The following is a 17,935-nucleotide window of genomic DNA, read 5'->3' as shown; positions in this document are numbered from 1 at the left end:
TTTTATTCCTCCTCACCTAAATGTATTCGTTCTACTTGTGTGTCTATATTGAGCCATTCTTTAATAATATAAGTCATGTATCTCACTTCCCCATTTGCGAAAAAACGATGTTTCGGATGTGGATCATAGTTGGCATGTTCTTGACTAAATGTTAAAAGTGCACTCACTTCTCTCGCTGTTTCTAAACCAGATGAAATGACTGTTTTCGTTTTACCAAAGTAGTCAAATATCGGTTGATAAAGCAGTGGATAATGGGTACAACCTAAAATCACTGTATCCGCATCCGTTTGTCTCCAACTCTTAAGCGTCTGGTGAATAATAATATTCGTAATCGTTGGATCTTTATACTTCATTTCTTCTACCAATGGGACAAAGCCTGGACATGCCACACCGTACACGTCTACCTTAGGATTAATACGCTTAATATGCTCTCTGTAAGCTTCAGATTTAATTGTTCCTTCTGTCCCTAAGACAAGTACGTTTTGATTTTTAGTTGTCATAATCGCTGTACGTGCCCCAGGTTCAATCACTCCGATAACCGGAATTCTTAATTGCTTTTGTAAAGGTTCTAAAGCAACGGCTGTCGCCGTATTACAAGCAATTACAAGCATTTTTATATCAAACTGTGTTAAATACATCGCCATTTCAATCGTAAACTGTTTAACTTCTTCTTGGTTTCTCGGACCATATGGACAACGTCCAACATCCCCTAAGTAATAAATTGTTTCATTAGGAAGCTGTCTCATAATCTCTTTCGCAACAGTTAAGCCACCAACGCCCGAATCCATAACACCAATCGGTTTATCCATCACATTCATCCTGTTCATTTTCATTATGTATTTTATTTTATCATATCTGTTATATTATTGGACACTGAAAGCGTACCTGTCATCTAATCATCAATACGCGTTTTTCTTTTATATGGAAATAGAAAAAGCGGTGAATAGACTCACATTTAAGTCCATTCACCGCTTATATTTCAATTATTCAATTTCATGGTCTGAACCAAAGAACGATTTGAACATGTGGAATGATGTTTCACGATTAAGTGCAGCAATTGATGTTGTTAATGGAATACCTTTAGGACAAGCTTGCACACAGTTTTGTGAGTTACCACATGCTTGTAAGCCACCTTGATCCATGAGCGCATTTAAACGTTCATCTTTAGTCATAGCGCCTGTTGGATGCAAGTTGAATAAACGTACTTGGGAAATAGCTTGTGCGCCTACAAAATTGTTTGTACTTGTCACGTTTGGACATACTTCTAAGCATACCCCACAAGTCATACATTTTGATAATTCATATGCTGTTTGACGTTTTTTCTCTGGCATACGAGGTCCTGGGCCTAAGTCATATGTTCCATCAATAGGTACCCATGCTTTCATACGTTTAAGATTATCAAACATCCGTGTACGGTCTACTTGTAAATCACGGATAACAGGGAAAGTATTCATAGGCTCAAGTCGAATCGGTTGTTCTAGTTGATCAACAATAGCAGAACATGATTGACGTGCACGCCCGTTAATCACCATTGAACACGCACCACAAACCTCTTCTAAACAACTCATATCCCATGTGACAGGTGTTGTTTTTTCCCCTTTGTCATTAATCGGATTACGACGAATTTCCATTAACGCAGCAATCACATTCATGTTATCTCGATAAGGAATAACAAATGTTTCTTCATAAGGTTTTGAGTTTTGATCTTTTTGACGTTTAATAATTAACGTAACTGTTTTCTTAGAAGTTTTTGTTTCAGTTGGTTGTTTTTCTACCGTTTCTGCCATTATTTTTTACCCCCTTTTGACTTACTTGTGTAGTCACGTTTACGAGGTGGAATTAAGCTCACATCAACTGGTTTATATGTGAATGCTGGTTTTTCTTCTGGTCCTTTATACTCAGCTAATGTATGTTTCAACCACTCATCGTCATTTCTGTTCGGGAATTCAGGTTTATAATGTGCACCACGTGATTCATTACGATTGTAAGCACCAATTGTAATCACACGTGCGAGTACAAGCATATTCCACAATTGACGTGTAAAGAAGACCGCTTGGTTACTCCATTGTGATGTATCTTCCATGTCAATATCGTGATAACGTTTCATTAATTCAACAATCTTTTTATCCGTCTCTAAAAGATTATCGTTATGACGTACTACCGTAACATTCGCTGTCATAATTTCACCAAGTTCACGGTGCAATTTATATGCGTTTTCTGTTCCTTTCATATTCAACAACTTATCAAAACGTGCTTGCTCTTCTTCTACACGACGTTGATACATACTTTCATCCATGTCGACATATGATTTTTCAACATTTTCAACATATTTAACTGCGTTCGGTCCAGCTACTGTTCCGCCATATATTGCGGATAAGAGTGAGTTAGCACCTAGGCGGTTACCCCCATGTTGTGAAAAGTCACACTCTCCTGCTGCAAATAACCCATCTATATTTGTCATTTGATCATAATCTACATAAAGGCCACCCATCGAATAGTGAACCGCTGGGAAAATTTTCATTGGTACTTTACGTGGATCATCACCAGTAAATTTTTCATAAATTTCAATGATACCACCGAGCTTAACATCTAATTCGTGTGGATCTTTATGCGATAAATCGAGGTATACCATGTTTTCACCATTGATACCGAGCTTTTGGTTGACACAGACATCAAAAATTTCACGTGTCGCAATATCACGCGGTACGAGGTTACCATAGTCAGGATATTTTTCTTCCAAGAAATACCACGGCTTACCATCTTTGTATGTCCAAATACGTCCACCTTCACCACGAGCGGATTCACTCATAAGACGAAGTTTATCATCGCCTGGAATTGCAGTTGGATGGATTTGGATAAACTCACCATTAGCATATTTAACCCCTTGTTGATAAACAATCGAAGCTGCAGAACCTGTATTGATCATAGAGTTCGTTGTTTTACCGAAGATAATACCCGGGCCACCTGTTGCCATAATTACAGCATCTGAACCGAAAGATTGGATTTCTGAAGTTGTGATATTTTGAGCAACAATACCACGTGCAGCATTGTCCTCATCTTTAACAATACCTAAAAATTCCCAACCTTCATATTTAGTCACATAGCCATCAACTTCGAAGCTACGCACTTGTTCATCTAATGCATATAGCAACTGTTGACCTGTTGTTGCTCCCGCGAAAGCAGTTCTGTGATGTAATGTTCCACCAAAACGTCGGAAGTCTAATAAACCTTCATTTGTTCTGTTAAACATGACACCCATACGGTCTAATAAGTGGATTATCTTCGGCGCTGCTTCAGTCATGGCTTTAACTGGAGGCTGATCCGCTAAAAAGTCGCCCCCATAAACTGTATCGTCGAAGTGTATCCATGGAGAATCACCTTCACCTTTAGTGTTGACTGCTCCATTAATACCACCCTGCGCACAAACAGAGTGAGAGCGTTTTACTGGAACAATTGAGAATAAATCTACATGCGCTCCCTGTTCCGCTGCTTTAATTGTTGACATGAGACCGGCTAGTCCGCCTCCGACAACAATAATTTTCTTCTCTGCCATAGAATTGTCACTCCCCTGAAATGATTAAACGTTATACGAAAGCTAAAATTGCGCTAACACCGATATAAGAAACAATCACGAACACGATCAGTGAAATCCAAGTAAATACGCGTTGTGATTTTGGTGATTGTAAGAAACCCCATGTTACTAAGAATGACCAAAGACCATTCGAAAAATGGAATACTACCGCAATAATACATACGATATAGAAAATGAGCCAAGCTGGATTAGAAACAATTTGATGAACCATATCAAAATTGACTTCTTGCCCGAAGAATTTTTGAATACGTGTTTGCCATAAGTGAATCATAATAAACACAAATGTTAATAATCCAGATGCACGTTGAAGTAAGAATAACCAGTTTCGCATATACGAGTAATGCCCGATATTTTGACTCGCTGTAAACGCTATATGTACCCCATAGACCGCATGATATAAAATTGGAATATAAATCATGATAATCTCTAAGGCATATAGAAATGGTAACGACTCCATAAAATGTGCCGCTTTGTTAAATGCTTCTACCCCTTGTGTTGCTTGATGGTTTACCATTAAATGAACAAGTAAAAACGCCCCTAATGGAATCACACCAAGTAAAGAATGTAAACGTCGAAGGTAGAATTGATTCTTCGATTGTGCCAAAGGAAGTCCCCCCTGCAATACTTTTTAATTTTTGATTTCTTTTTAAGTGTCGGATTATAGAAAACGTTTGCATATGAATGTAAAAAAAGAAATCAACTCTCTTTTATTGTAACACTAAATGTGACAAATTTGGGTATGAGAATGATTCTCATACCAAATTCATTCATTTTGTTCATTTAGTGTTTCATAGAGTAAAGTTGCAGTATTTTTAGGCAGTCCTGCTTCTTGAAGTTGATCCACACTTGCTTCACGCATTTTTTTAATCGAACCAAATGTTCTTAATAATTTTGTTTTGCGTTTTGGACCAATACCTTCCACTTGATCTAACACTGATTGCATTCCTGTTTTTTGTCTCGTTTGACGATGGAAAGTAATCGCAAAACGATGCACTTCATCTTGAATACGTTGTAATAAATAGAAAGCTTGGCTATTTTTCTTCAACGGAATAACCTGCGCAGTCTCTCCATACAATAATTCTGAAGTTTGGTGCTTGTCATTTTTAGCGAGCCCCGCAATTGGAATGTCTAAGCCCAACTCATTTTCTAATACACTTGCGACACTTGACATGTGACCTTTCCCACCATCAACAATAATCAAGTCTGGAAGAGGCAAACCTTCATTTAACACACGTGTATAGCGACGACGCACTGCTTCTTGCATAGATTTGTAGTCGTCAGGACCTTCGACAGATTTTATTTTGTATTTACGATATCCTTTTTTATCTGGCTTTCCATCGATAAAACTGACCATTGCAGAAACAGGATCCACCCCTTGTATGTTCGAATTATCAAAAGCCTCAATACGAATAGGTGTTTGAATTCCCATCGCATCACCCAATTGTTCGATTGCTTTGACTGTTCGAGATTCATCTCTAGCAATGAGTTCAAATTTATTGTCTAATGCAATATGTGCATTTTTATTTGCCATATCAACAAGTTGCTTTTTTTGACCACGCTGAGGTGAAAGGATTTTCGTATCTACCACTGAGCCAATCATAGTCGTATCAAGATTTGAAGGAACATGAACTTCTCTAGGTAAGAAATGTTGATTTAATTGATAGAACTGACCAATAAACGTATAGAATTCTTCTTCAGGGGTTTGTTGCAAAGGAAACATCGTTGCTTCTCTTTCAATCAGATTACCTTGTCTAATGAAAAAGACTTGGATACACATCCATCCTTTATTCACACTATAACCGAAGACGTCTCTAACTGTTTGATCAGCTGACATAATTTTTTGCTTTTTCGTTAAATTATGAATGTGTTGAATTAAATCACGATATTCTTTCGCTTGTTCAAACTCTAGATTTTCACTCGCTTTTTGCATTTTTTCTTCTAGATTTCTTAAAATCGTTTTATCTTCCCCGTTTAAAAATTCGGTAATTTCCCTTGTCATTCTTTCATATTCTGATTGGTCTACTGGATACACACAAGGTCCTAAACATTGCCCAATGTGATAATAGAGGCATAAACGATCTGGCATTTTATCACATTTACGAAATGGATAGATACGATCTAATAATTTTTTCGTTTCATGTGCAGAATAAGCATTAGGATAAGGTCCAAAATATTTTCCGCTTCCTTTACGAACTGTTCGCGTTACGATCAGTTTAGGGTGCCGCTCTTTTGTTATTTTAATAAACGGATAACTTTTATCATCTTTTAATAATACGTTATAACGAGGTTGATACTTTTTAATTAAATTTAGTTCCAACAACAACGACTCTGTCTCGCTCGATGTGACAATATATTCGAAATCAACTATTTCTCTCACAAGTCGCGTTGTTTTCGTATCGTGTGCACCTGTAAAGTAAGAACGGACACGATTTCTTAATTTCTTCGCTTTCCCTACATAAATCACTTGGTCTTGCCGATCTTTCATCAAGTAACAACCCGGCTCCATAGGCAACACAGATAATTTTTGCCTAATATGCTGCTTTGTATCCTCCATCATTCATTCACCTTCTTTATTTCCCCAGCTCTAACAATGAAAAGGGAGTGAAACAGAATTATAATCAATTACAATTATAATCTATCTCACCCCCGCAATGGCGATTTTATAGATATTAGCTTCTTTTAAGCGCATCAATCATGTCATCACCTATTGCGCTTTTAATTTTTCATAATAATGCGATAACGTCTTTCGTTTAAATTAAAAAAGAGGCACTCACATTAAATGTGTTTATCTAGAACTTGAGCTAAATTTTCTTTTGGTTGGAAACCAACAACTTTATCAACTGGCTCACCATCTTTAAATACGATAAGTGTTGGAATACTCATTACTTCGTATTTTGCAGCTGTTGCTTGGTTTTGGTCAACATCTAATTTTAAGATATCAGCTTTACCATCATAATCTTGCGCTAAGTCTTCTAAAACAGGCGCAATCATTTTACATGGACCACACCAAGTTGCCCAAAAGTCTACTAATTTAACACCTTCATTAATTTGTTCTTCAAAATTTGAATCTTTTACTTCTATTAATGCCATAGGAAGTTGCCTCCTTAATTATCATGTGATGGTCAAATTATAACAAATTGTATTTTGCATTTCACTACAATTGCTCATTATTTAATTGTAGCAACCGTCACACCAAACCCACCTTCACTTGGCATCCCCGTTCTAAAAGTGGAGACGCTTTTGTGTTTTTTCAAATGTTGTTGTACACCTTTTTGAAGTGCACCCGTTCCTTTTCCGTGAATAATATATACGTCTTCGTAATTACTCAATACCGCTTGATCAAGATATTGGTCTAACGCGCTCATGGCTTCATCATAGCGATACCCTCTTAAATCTAACTCCATTTTGACAGGTGAACGGTTTGTTCTTGTGACCATTTTTGTCGTTTTTTCTTTAGTCTTTTCTTTTTTCTCTAAATCTTTTAACGGGATTTTCATTTTAATGATCCCCATTTGTACAACTGCTTCTTCATTGTCCAACAGCTCTAAAACTTCACCTTTTTGACCATACGATAACACTTTAACTTCATCGCCAGCCACAATATCATCCCATTTTTGCTTTTTAACATTTTGTTTGATTGAGGATGCTTCATACTGGTCTTCAAGTCGTTTCTTTTGTTCGATAAGTTCATGTTCTTTAACTTCTGCACCTTTTTGATCGCGCATCTCTCGCAACGATTTCAAAATATCATCTGCTTCTTCCATTGCGGATTTCACACGCTGATTCGCTTTCTCTTTAGCATCTTCCATTAATCGTGCTTCATAGTTTTGATATTTCTCATATGCTTCTGATAATGCTTTATGTGTTTGAGAAGCTTCACGAACAAGACGATCTAATTCAATGCGTTGATTATCTACACGTTTCGCATTATTTTCTAATGCTGCAATCATTTCATTAATTTCTTGTTCATCTTGACCAATCATTGACTTTGCGTGATGAATAATTTTAGATTTTAATCCTAGACGCTTAGAAATATCAAACGCATTTGAACGTCCCGGTACACCCATTAATAATTTGTAAGTCGGGCTTAACGTATTGACGTCAAATTCAACACTTGCATTCATCACACCTGCACGATTATAACTATAAGCTTTTAATTCAGGATAATGCGTTGTTGCCATCACAAGCGCGCCTAACTCATGAACATCATCAAGAATGCTCATAGCTAATGCCGCACCTTCACTTGGATCAGTTCCAGCACCCAATTCGTCAAAAAGTATCAAACTTTGTGCATTCGCTTCGTCTAAAATAGAAACGATGGTTTTCATATGTGAAGAAAACGTTGACAGCGACTGCTCAATGGATTGTTCGTCACCAATATCACAAAACACATGATCAAATACACTCAATTGACTGCCATCTAAAGTTGGAATCAGTAAGCCAGATTGTGCCATGATAATGATTAACCCCAATGTTTTAAGCGTCACGGTCTTACCACCCGTATTCGGACCGGTAATAATCACTGTTTGAATAGAAGAAGCAAATTCTATTGTATTCGCCACAACCGTTTCACGATCCAAGAGTGGATGAAATGCTTTCGGCAAATAGACTTGTCGCTCTTTAAAAAATTCTGGTTTAGTTCCTTTGATTTTAGAGGCATATCTCGCTTTACCAACCAAAAAGTCTAAATGTCCCATGACCTTTTCAGAAAGCAAGCAAGCGTCAGCTTCTTCTGCAACTTCCTGTGTCAATTGAGCTAAAATGCGTTGGCGCTCTGTTGCTTCCTCACTGCGCAAACGGCTCACTTGGTTGTTTAATTCTACAACTGATGCAGGTTCAATATAAAGTGTTTGACCCGACGCCGATTGGTCATGAACAATACCATTAAAGTCTTGTCGATATTCAGCTTTAACAGGAATTACATTACGTTCATTTCTCACTGTCACAATGGCATCAGAAAGCTTTTTTTGATTTCCAGTAGATTTTACAATGCGATCAAGCTGTGTTTTAATATTTTGATTTGTTTTAGAGATACGACTTCGAATCGACTGTAACTGCACACTTGCAGAATCATACAAATCATCACTATCACATTTTTGATGAATTGATTGATATAAGTCAGTTAAAACCGGTAATTGCTGCATCTGTGTATCCAAACTTTCATAGTTAATCGTCTCTTCATCTTCAACGATTTGATTATAAAATGTCTTAAACTGATTTTGAACTTGAATCAGCATCTTTATCGCATTTAATTCCTGTACATTTAAAGTACCGCCAATTGTTGCACGTTTAATGAAGGGTTCTACACGTGATAATCCGCTCATACTCGGGATGCGATATTGATTATAAATTTTAGCAATTTCATCCATTTCATTCATTTGATGAACGACCGTATCATAGTCAGAAGAGGGAGTCAGCTGCTTAACCTTTTCAACTGCTAAATCACTCATCACTTCTTGTTCTATCAATGATTTAATTTTATCAAACTCTAATATTTCTAAAGTTTTTTGTTTCATCCAATCCCTCAATTTCTATTTAGGTTGCTTTGGGTTTCTAATAAATGATTTAAATGCTTCACGAGACATAGCATTCACTACATTTTCTTTTTTTTACAAAACCTTTTTGCGCTGTTGCGATACCAAATTTCATAAAATCTAAATGTCTTGTATGATGCGCATCTGTATTAATTGTTACCATTAAGTCTGGATTTTGACGTAACACATCGGCACTTAAATCTAACCGTTTTGGGTTAGCATTGATTTCTAAAACTGTGCCAGTTTCTCGACATAATTTTACCAACTGATTAATATCTGGTTTATAGCCGTCTCTTCGTCCAATAAGGCGTCCAGTCGGGTGAGCAATGTGGCGAACGTAAGGATTTCGACACGCACTTTCTAAACGCTTCATAATTTCTTTTTCAGATTGATTAAAACTTTGATGAATTGATGCAATGACGTAGTCCAATTGTGATAATATGTCATCATCATAATCTAATCGTCCATCTGAAAGAATATCCATTTCTGTCCCTGAATAAATATCTATCTCTGAATATTCTTCATTTAATGCTTTAATCTCTTCGTTTTGTTTTAATAAACGTTCGACTGACAAGCCATTAGCTACTCGTAAACTTTGAGAATGGTCAGTGATACACATAAAACCATAGCCTTTTTCAATATTCGCTTCAATCATCTCACGCAATTGATGTGCACCATCACTTGCAGTTGTATGCATATGAATGTCACCATTTATATCTTCTAATCTGATAATTTTTGACAAGTCTCTATCAAATTCTGAACCATCTTCTCGCATACTTGGTTCTATCCATTGCACACCGAAATGTTCATAAATCGCCGCTTCACTATCCAATTGTAGTAAATGACCATCTGGTTGCTCAATCCCATACTCACTCACTTTTTCTTGTGTTTCTTTAGCAATTTGTCGAATTCTAATATTATGCGCTTTAGAACCTGTGAAGTGTTGTAGTGTATGATAGAAGGCATTAGGCTCGATTAAACGGAAATCCACACCAATCGTCTCGTCATCATAACTCAACTCCAATGAGACTTTCGTTTCACCTACCGCGACATCTTCTACTTTATTGGGCATCTCTAACAGTTGCTTTTGCACTTTTAAAGGCGCATTCGTACTAATGATATAGTCTAAATCTTTACTCATTTCTTTCATACGACGAAAACTACCTGCAACTTCAAAACGCTCAATCTCGTCAATTGTTTGTAAATAGTCATCAATTGTACGACTTAAACCCATCATCGTATCAATAGGATAACGCTCTTTTTTGGCACCTAATGCTTTTACTTCTTCTAAATATTTCTCTTCAGTTTTTTTACCAAAACCACTGAGTGCGCTGATCTCATGATTTTCACATGCCTTTTGAAAAGATGCCTGATCTGTAATATTTAATTCGTGATAAAGTTTAGCAATTCTTTTACTGCCTAATCCTTTTATTTTAAGCAAAGGGATGAGGCCGCTCGGAACTTCAGCTTTCAGTGATTCTAACGTAGGAGATTTTCCGGTTTGTACAAACATGTTGATTACTTCTCCTACACCTTTCCCAATATTTTTTAACTCTGTCACATCTTTAATTTGGTCCATTGTACGTTCATCAGCTTCTAGACTCTGCACTGCTTTGCGGTATGCAGATACTTTAAACGCATTTTCACCTTTTAATTCCATATATGTCGCAATATCTTCTAATAAACGAATTACATCTTTTTTGTCATCATATCACCTCATTAAAAAAGAGGGTGAAACAGTATGAGATTCATTTACGTTTCAGCCTCGTTGATTTGGTCTATTTTAAATTCAATGTAAACTCTGATAAAAGTGGAACCTCTGTTACGAACCACTGACCTGTCATAGAATGCGCCAATGCATTTTGAAGGGTTGCATCTGGAAATAACGCAAATAAAAAGCAGATATAATGCAGACAAATGAATGCAGAACAGCATGCTACAAATGCACCCGTTAAACGATTAAACATTGCCATCCGTTGCGTCTCAAACAGCTGGTCAAAACTGTTAATCACAAGATACATCATTGTTTTGATGACAATCACAATGAGGAGAAATACCACAATGTGATTGAATCGTGCCTCGTGATGATCTAATGCTACTACAAAATCCGTTTCATATGCACGCGTTCTCGGATAAGGTATAAATAATTTAGAGTAATGACTAAGTGGCTGATAAAAGCGACTTGCCACCCATAACGAAAAAAACGTACTTCCTAAATGTAGTGCACTCGCAACCCCGCCTCTATGAAATCCTGTCATCGCAAACAAAAATATGACAATTAAAATTAATAATAATAACACATTAGTTGCCTCTTTGTTTTAAACGCTGTATCTCTTCTCGCAAACGTGCATTTTCTTCTTCTAAGAGTACGAGTTCATGCATAACATTAACTGCAGTTAATACAGATTTTCTAACAGAATCCAAACCTGCATTTTTGCGTCCTAACTCTTTTATTTTACCATCTACTAAGTCAGCGACATAACGAATATGTTCAGGATCGTCTTCTCCTAAAATCGTATAATTCTGATCATTAATCGTTACATTGATTCGATTTTTGAACTCACCCATCTTCACTCACCTAGCCCTATTTTCATTTTTATTCATCATGGTTCATTATACACGAGATAGGTGCTTTTGTGTATCATTCAGAGTACAATGCTTCGTTAGAAATACAAACGAAGAGAACCCTCTTTTTTCATTTATACCTATATATCAAGTTGACGTCACATTGCTTATTATCTACAATGAATATTCTTCAAATAATATAACATTCCGTATAGAGAGTTGAGTTCAAATGGCGAACTGCAAGTTATAGACGAAACCGTTGAATTCTACTTTATCGTTTATATCCTCTCTTTGCTATGTTACGATTTGAGAGGAAAAATAAGAAGCGAGGTTAAAACATGTCAAATATTGTTGTAAAACTGAGTTCAGCTGACATCGAGCAACTTTTAGCTCAACTGAAACCAGAAATGCAAAACCTTCCTACAGGGATGCAAGCACGCGCGAAGTATAAAGGTGTTACGATTAGTATTTATCATTCAAAAAAAGTAATGTTTCAAGGGCAAAACGCTGAAGCAATCGCTAAGCAACTTCTTGGGTCGAAAGCAAATCCTTCCTCAACTCCATCACAAAAGCAATCAAAGTCAACGACCTCGATTTCATATAACAATATGAGCTGTATAGGGAGCGACGAAGCTGGGAGTGGCGACTATTTTGGTCCACTTACGGTATGTGCGTGTTTCGTTTCAAAACAAAATATCCCCATTCTTAAAGAATTAGGGGTGGACGATTCAAAAAAATTAACGGATGCTAAAATTACGGAATTAGCAGAGCAACTTGTCACTTTTTTACCTCACTCACTCCTTGTACTCGATAACCCTAAGTACAATGAACGCCAAAGTTTGGGCTGGTCACAAGTTAAAATGAAAGCCGTCTTACATAACGAATGCATTAAAAATGTATTAGAGAAAATCGATAACACAACGCTCGATTATATTGTGATTGACCAATTCGCTCAACCTGCTGTTTATCAAAGATATGCATCAGGCAACGTCCCTGAATTGGACAAAACACAATTTGAAACGAAAGGTGAATCAAAATCACTAGCCATTGCGGCAGCAAGTATCATTTCACGCTACGCTTTTGTTAAACATATGGACTTATTATCAGATAAGTATCGTATGCCTATATTAAAAGGTGCGAGCCATAAAGTAGATCTCACCGCAGCAAAAATAATAGAGAAGCACGGTATTCAAACGTTAGATCAAATAAGTAAAAAACATTTTAGCAACCGTAATAAAGCACTTAAACTCGTGGATGCAAAATACAACGCTTGATTATGTCATTAAACCCAATAAATTAAAATGTAGGAAAACAGCAATTTAAAATGGCTAGTTTCCCTACATTTTTTAGTATATTGTGATATAGCTTTTTATGATTCTATAATTTTAATTCTATACTGAGACCCTGCTAGATGTTTCTTTACCATATACTTTTGCTATTAAGCTCTTAAAGTCGCGCCTTTAGCTTCTAAAGCAGAAAGAATCAGTTCGTGAACTTTTGAGACTTGTTCTTCAGTTAGCGTATTTGTTTCATCTAAATATTCAAGTCGTATCGCAACGGATTTTTGACCTTCTTCCATGTGTTCTCCTTCATAGACATCAAACACAGAAGCATCTTTCAAGATTTCTCCGCCATTTTCACGAATCGTTTGTATTAAGTTTGCAGCTCTTACTTCTGACTTCACAACTAATGCAATATCTCTTGTTACACCTGGGAATTTAGGAATAGGTTGGTAATTGATATATCCCACAGATTGTTGCATGATTTTTTCATAATTCAATTCAAAAACGTAAGTACGTGACAGGTCATAAGATTTTGCTACTGTTGGATGAAGCTCACCAATAAAACCAATCGCTTCTCCATTTAAAATTACAGCTGCCGTACGGCCAGGATGTAGCCCGTCGATTTGTGCTGTTTCATACTCAAAGTGCAATGCTAATTTATCAGCTACACGATCAACAACACCTTTTAACAGATAGAAATCCACTATTTCTTTTTTACCTTGCCAAGGATTAGAGACATATTCTCCAGTCATGATACCACTTAAATATTCCACTTGGTCTGGTAATGCGCCTTCCCCGTTACCAAAAAAGACATTACCCAATTCATATAAAGCAATATTATGATTTTTACGAGCTACATTATATTGCGTTGCATCTATTAAATGTGGAATAAGGCTTTGGCGTAATGTTGAATGTGCTTCACTCATTGGCATTAATAATGAAATCGTTTCTCGGTCTACTGTTGTAAATGCAGTTGCACGTTCTTGATCAACTAAAGAATAAGTAATCGCTTGAGATAAACCCGCACCTTCTAATGCATTTTTAACCACACGTGTTTTACGTTGACGATCAGTGAGTGCGCCACTTGTTACATGTTCAAATATTGGCAGACTCGATGGAATGTTGTCATAACCATATATTCTTGCAATTTCTTCAATTAAATCAGCTTGTATTGTAATATCACGACGGCGTGATGGCACTTTAACAGTGATTTCTGAACCATCGACTTCAGTTTCAAAACCAAGTTGATTAAAGACACGGATAATGTCTGCCTCTGTAAGATTAAAACCGACAGTTCGATTTACTTTATCAGTAGTAATCTTAATTTCTGTAGTCAACGCGCCCAAATCTCCATCTGAAACGCGACCACTTAAAACTTGTCCACTCGCAAGTGTTTCTAGTAAATAACACGCACGATCGACCGCTTCATCTAAGAATTCTGTTGCCAGTCCTTTTTCAAAACGGCTAGAAGATTCGCTTCTTAAATTTAAACGGCGTGAAGTATGACGAATCGATACTGAATCGAAAATGGCACCTTCGACGACTACGTTTTGTGTTTGGGGTGTAACTTCAGAAAAATCTCCACCCATTACACCACCAAGTGCAATCGGCTGCTTGCCATTTGTGATAACAATGTCTGTATCCAGTAATTTTCTTTCTTGATCATCTAAAGTCGTCATCAACTCATTTTCATGTGCTCGTCTAACTACAATTTCGTTTGAACCGATTTGATCTTTATCAAACATATGTAGTGGTTGACCGTACTCCAACATGACATAGTTAGAAATATCTACAACATTGTTAATTGGGCGAATACCTGCTTTCATTAAACGTGCTTGCATCCATTCTGGTGAAGGTTCAATTTTCACGTTTTTTACAACGCGTGCACTATAATAAGGTACTTTTGAGGCATTTTCTACTTTGACTGATATTGCATTAGTTGCGCTTTCTTCTAATTCAGTCGCTGTTGTTTCAGGTTTTGTTACTTTTTTACCATAAAGCGCCGCTGTTTCATATGCTGTTCCAATCATACTTAATGCATCTGCTCGGTTTGGTGTTAAATCGAATTCCATAGACTGATCATTGAGATAGAGTGCCTCAAGTGCCTCTGTTCCTGGTGTAATTTTTGATGAAAATTGATAAATCCCGTTTTCAAATGCTTTTGGCACAACACTACTTGATAAGCCTATTTCTTGTAATGAACAGATCATACCATGAGAGACTTCTCCACGTAATTTTGCCTTTTTAATTTTGATGCCACCCGGTAATCTAGCTCCAACTTTTGCGACAATGACAGTTTGCCCTTCTCCAATATTCGGAGCACCACAGACGATTTGTACAGGTGCTTCTTCGCCAATATCAACTTGGCAAATATTTAATTTAGCCGCATCTGGATGTGCTGCCACTGATTCAACATAACCTACAACTAAATTTTTAATATCTTTTGTAAAATCATGAATATCATCTACTTCAATACCTGTACGTGTAATTCGTTCTGCTAAATCTTTGACAGAAACATCAATTTCAACGTATTCTTCTAGCCATTCTTTAGATATTAACATCTTGGTCACCTCTATCTTCTACTGCTTTAAATTGATTTAAGAAACGCACATCATTTGTATAGAAATGACGAATGTCTTCTATACCGTATTTGAGCATTGCGATTCGGTCTGGCCCCATACCAAAAGCAAATCCAGAGTATTTAGTTGAATCAAAGCCTGCCATCTCTAGCACGTTGGGATGCACCATGCCTGCACCTAAAATTTCTATCCAGCCTGTGTGTTTACATACATTACAGCCTTTTCCTTTACACTTAAAACAAGACACGTCAACTTCTACTGATGGTTCAGTGAACGGGAAATAACTTGGGCGTAAGCGAATTTCACGATCAGCACCGAACAATGATTTCGCTAATAACTCCAACGTTCCTTTTAAGTCACTCATTTTAATGTTTTCGTCTACAACGAGACCTTCAATTTGTGTGAATTGATGACTATGCGTTGCATCGTCTGAATCACGTCGATAAACTTTACCTGGACAAATAATTTTAACAGGACCTTGTCCTTGTCTTTTTTCCATAGTTCGCGCTTGTACAGGTGATGTGTGTGTACGAAGCAATATTTCTTCTGTGATATAAAAGCTATCTTGCATATCTCTAGCTGGGTGTGACTTCGGTAAGTTTAATGCTTCAAAATTATAGTAATCTTGTTCTACTTCATAACCTGTAACAATTTCATAACCTAAGCCTAAAAATAAATCTTCAATTTCTTCTATAGTACGTGTTAACGGATGTTGTGCACCGTTTGCAACTTTTCTACCTGGAAGTGTCACATCAATTGACTCTTCTGCAAGCTGTTGATTTAATTTAGCTTCAGCTAAAACAGTTTGTCGTGCTTCAATGTCACTTTCAATCGCTTGTCTAACGACATTCACTTGTTGACCGTAAGCCGGTTTTTCTTCTTTAGGCAAGTCTTTCATATGTTTCATAAGTCCAGTGACTAGCCCCTTTTTACCTAGATATTTAACCTTAACATCTTGCAATGATTTTTCATCTTCTGCTTGTTGAATGTCTTCAATCGCTTGATGTTTGATTTTCGTCATTTCATCATTTTGCACCATTATTGTTCCTCCTTTTATTTAAACCAACACTTGCCTCGTCATCAAAAAAGTAAAACTTAATTTTTACTTTTTCCCCACTTTATCATTTTAGATTTTTCGTTGACTAAGCGGCAATTTTGTCGTAGCCTATACTTCTTTTCCATTCATTTAATGAAAATAAAAAAGATTCCACCCCAATAGAAATGGGACGAAATCTTTCCGTGGTACCACCCAGTTTTATGTAAAATAAATACATACACTCTGATTTGATGTTGATAACGGATATCACTCCGACTTAAATCTCTTTAAGTAGCTAAAAAGGTGAAAAAAACTATGTAAGTTGAGTATCACTTTCAGTTAATGTCATACTTCCCTAAGCAACTTCTTTAATAGTTTACGTCTTTTTGTTCGCAATTGTTGAATTGTTAATACGTTTATTATATACATGCAGTTAGAAAGGGTCAACCCAGATTCGTTCTCTTTTATCCTTTCAAATAAAACATTAAAATCCCTGCAGCGACTGCGACATTTAGACTTTCAGCTTGTCCATAGATTGGGATGGTTAAATTTTGAGTCGCATGTTGCAATAATTCAGGTGCAACCCCTTGTCCTTCGTTTCCAACGATTAATCCAAAATGAGATTGGCGTGTAGCCACTTGATGATAAACTGTTGCCTCTTCAAGTGCTGTTCCATAAATCGGGCCATCGAAGTGAGCGATAAAATCTATAACGTTATCGACAACTTGGATAGGAATATGAAAAACACTTCCTTGACTCGCACGCAAAACCTTATCTTGATAGACATCTGCAGTCCCTTTAGTAAGTATCACTAAATCTAAGCCTGCAGCATCCGCTGTTCGAATAAGCGTACCTAAATTCCCTGGATCTTGGATACGATCTAAAATAAGTACTTGTTGGGCTTGCTTCATATTCACTTCAGACTTTTCTATTACCGCGAAAACGCCCTGTGGGGTCATCGTCCCTGACAAACTCTCAGCAACTTTTTGATTGATTTCATACACTTCTTCAGCATGTTGAATCAACCCTTGGTCGACACGTTGTGGTTCAATCATAAATAATTGCTTGATGATAATACCACTTTGAAAAGCGGCCTCAATCAAATGTGGTCCTTCTATAATCGCTAAACCTTGTTTATCTCGTTCCCTTTTCTTTTTTAACTTATTAAAATTTTTGATTTTTGCATTTTGTATAGATGTGATTTGTTCCATAATAACCTCTTTTCACTTCCACCTATCCTGTAAGTGTGGCAACTGTCTCAATTTTGGTTAATGTATTTTATAATATCCAGAAAAATAAGGCTGGAACAGCAATAGTTCCAGCCTTATTTTAACTTAATATTATTA

The 17,935-nt window shown here is 36.7% G+C and carries 13 protein-coding genes and 1 pseudogene; 1 reads left to right on the top strand and 13 read right to left on the bottom strand.

All coding sequences use genetic code 11. The features are described 5' to 3' along the window. Positions 1-2 precede the first annotated feature (2 nt). From racE to zapA, 10 genes and pseudogenes are all read right to left on the bottom strand, one after another. Complete coding sequence (gene racE / locus HMPREF1208_RS02680; RefSeq protein ID WP_016424808.1) at positions 3-809, bottom strand: glutamate racemase; 807 nt, start codon at positions 807-809, stop codon at positions 3-5. A gap of 174 nt (positions 810-983) precedes the next feature. Next, positions 984-1,787: a succinate dehydrogenase iron-sulfur subunit gene (gene sdhB, locus HMPREF1208_RS02675; RefSeq protein ID WP_016424807.1), complete on the bottom strand. Its 804-nt coding sequence runs from the start codon at positions 1,785-1,787 to the stop codon at positions 984-986. Beyond that, the gene (sdhA, locus tag HMPREF1208_RS02670) at positions 1,787-3,553 is read right to left on the bottom strand and encodes a succinate dehydrogenase flavoprotein subunit (protein ID WP_016424806.1); all 1,767 of its coding nucleotides are present in this window, start codon (positions 3,551-3,553) and stop codon (positions 1,787-1,789) included. Before sdhA ends, sdhB begins: the two co-directional genes overlap by 1 nt. Positions 3,554-3,584: 31 nt before the next feature. Beyond that, entirely contained in the window at positions 3,585-4,196 is a 612-nt protein-coding gene (locus HMPREF1208_RS02665; protein WP_016424805.1) for a succinate dehydrogenase cytochrome b558 subunit, read from the bottom strand. 159 nt (positions 4,197-4,355) lie between these two features. Continuing rightward, positions 4,356-6,146, bottom strand: coding sequence for an excinuclease ABC subunit UvrC (gene uvrC, locus HMPREF1208_RS02660; RefSeq protein ID WP_016424804.1), 1,791 nt, complete (start codon positions 6,144-6,146; stop codon positions 4,356-4,358). Positions 6,147-6,367: 221 nt separating this feature from the next. After that, positions 6,368-6,682 (bottom strand): thioredoxin, encoded by a 315-nt coding sequence (trxA, locus tag HMPREF1208_RS02655; RefSeq protein ID WP_016424803.1) that lies wholly within the window; start codon positions 6,680-6,682, stop codon positions 6,368-6,370. A 77-nt stretch (positions 6,683-6,759) separates the two neighbouring features. Further along, complete coding sequence (locus HMPREF1208_RS02650) at positions 6,760-9,108, bottom strand: endonuclease MutS2 (protein ID WP_016424802.1); 2,349 nt, start codon at positions 9,106-9,108, stop codon at positions 6,760-6,762. 15 nt (positions 9,109-9,123) lie between these two features. Then, positions 9,124-10,786: pseudogene (gene polX / locus HMPREF1208_RS02645) on the bottom strand (DNA polymerase/3'-5' exonuclease PolX). Between the two features lie 118 nt (positions 10,787-10,904). Further along, a complete protein-coding gene (locus HMPREF1208_RS02640; RefSeq protein ID WP_016424800.1) occupies positions 10,905-11,426 on the bottom strand; it encodes a CvpA family protein in 522 nt (173 codons plus the stop codon). A gap of 1 nt (position 11,427) precedes the next feature. Beyond that, the gene (zapA, locus tag HMPREF1208_RS02635) at positions 11,428-11,694 is read right to left on the bottom strand and encodes a cell division protein ZapA (protein ID WP_016424799.1); all 267 of its coding nucleotides are present in this window, start codon (positions 11,692-11,694) and stop codon (positions 11,428-11,430) included. Between the two features lie 335 nt (positions 11,695-12,029). Between zapA and rnhC the strand changes: the two genes are divergently transcribed. Then, on the top strand, positions 12,030-12,965 hold the full coding sequence (gene rnhC / locus HMPREF1208_RS02630; RefSeq protein WP_016424798.1) for a ribonuclease HIII: 936 nt from the start codon (positions 12,030-12,032) through the stop codon (positions 12,963-12,965). A gap of 164 nt (positions 12,966-13,129) precedes the next feature. Here the strand turns inward: rnhC and pheT are convergent, their stop codons facing one another. The 3 genes from pheT to HMPREF1208_RS02615 form a co-directional block, all read right to left on the bottom strand. Next, positions 13,130-15,535 carry a phenylalanine--tRNA ligase subunit beta gene (pheT, locus tag HMPREF1208_RS02625; RefSeq protein ID WP_016424797.1) on the bottom strand — a complete coding sequence of 802 codons (2,406 nt, stop codon included), beginning with the start codon at positions 15,533-15,535 and terminating at the stop codon, positions 13,130-13,132. After that, positions 15,522-16,592 carry a phenylalanine--tRNA ligase subunit alpha gene (pheS, locus tag HMPREF1208_RS02620; RefSeq protein WP_016424796.1) on the bottom strand — a complete coding sequence of 357 codons (1,071 nt, stop codon included), beginning with the start codon at positions 16,590-16,592 and terminating at the stop codon, positions 15,522-15,524. Before pheS ends, pheT begins: the two co-directional genes overlap by 14 nt. Positions 16,593-17,053: 461 nt before the next feature. Continuing rightward, on the bottom strand, positions 17,054-17,800 hold the full coding sequence (locus tag HMPREF1208_RS02615; protein ID WP_016424795.1) for a TrmH family RNA methyltransferase: 747 nt from the start codon (positions 17,798-17,800) through the stop codon (positions 17,054-17,056). Positions 17,801-17,935 lie beyond the last annotated feature (135 nt).

This window comes from Staphylococcus sp. HGB0015 (genome assembly GCF_000411275.1).
GTDB classification, from domain to species: domain Bacteria; phylum Bacillota; class Bacilli; order Staphylococcales; family Staphylococcaceae; genus Staphylococcus; species Staphylococcus schleiferi.
This window is presented reverse-complemented; position numbering and strand designations above follow the sequence as displayed.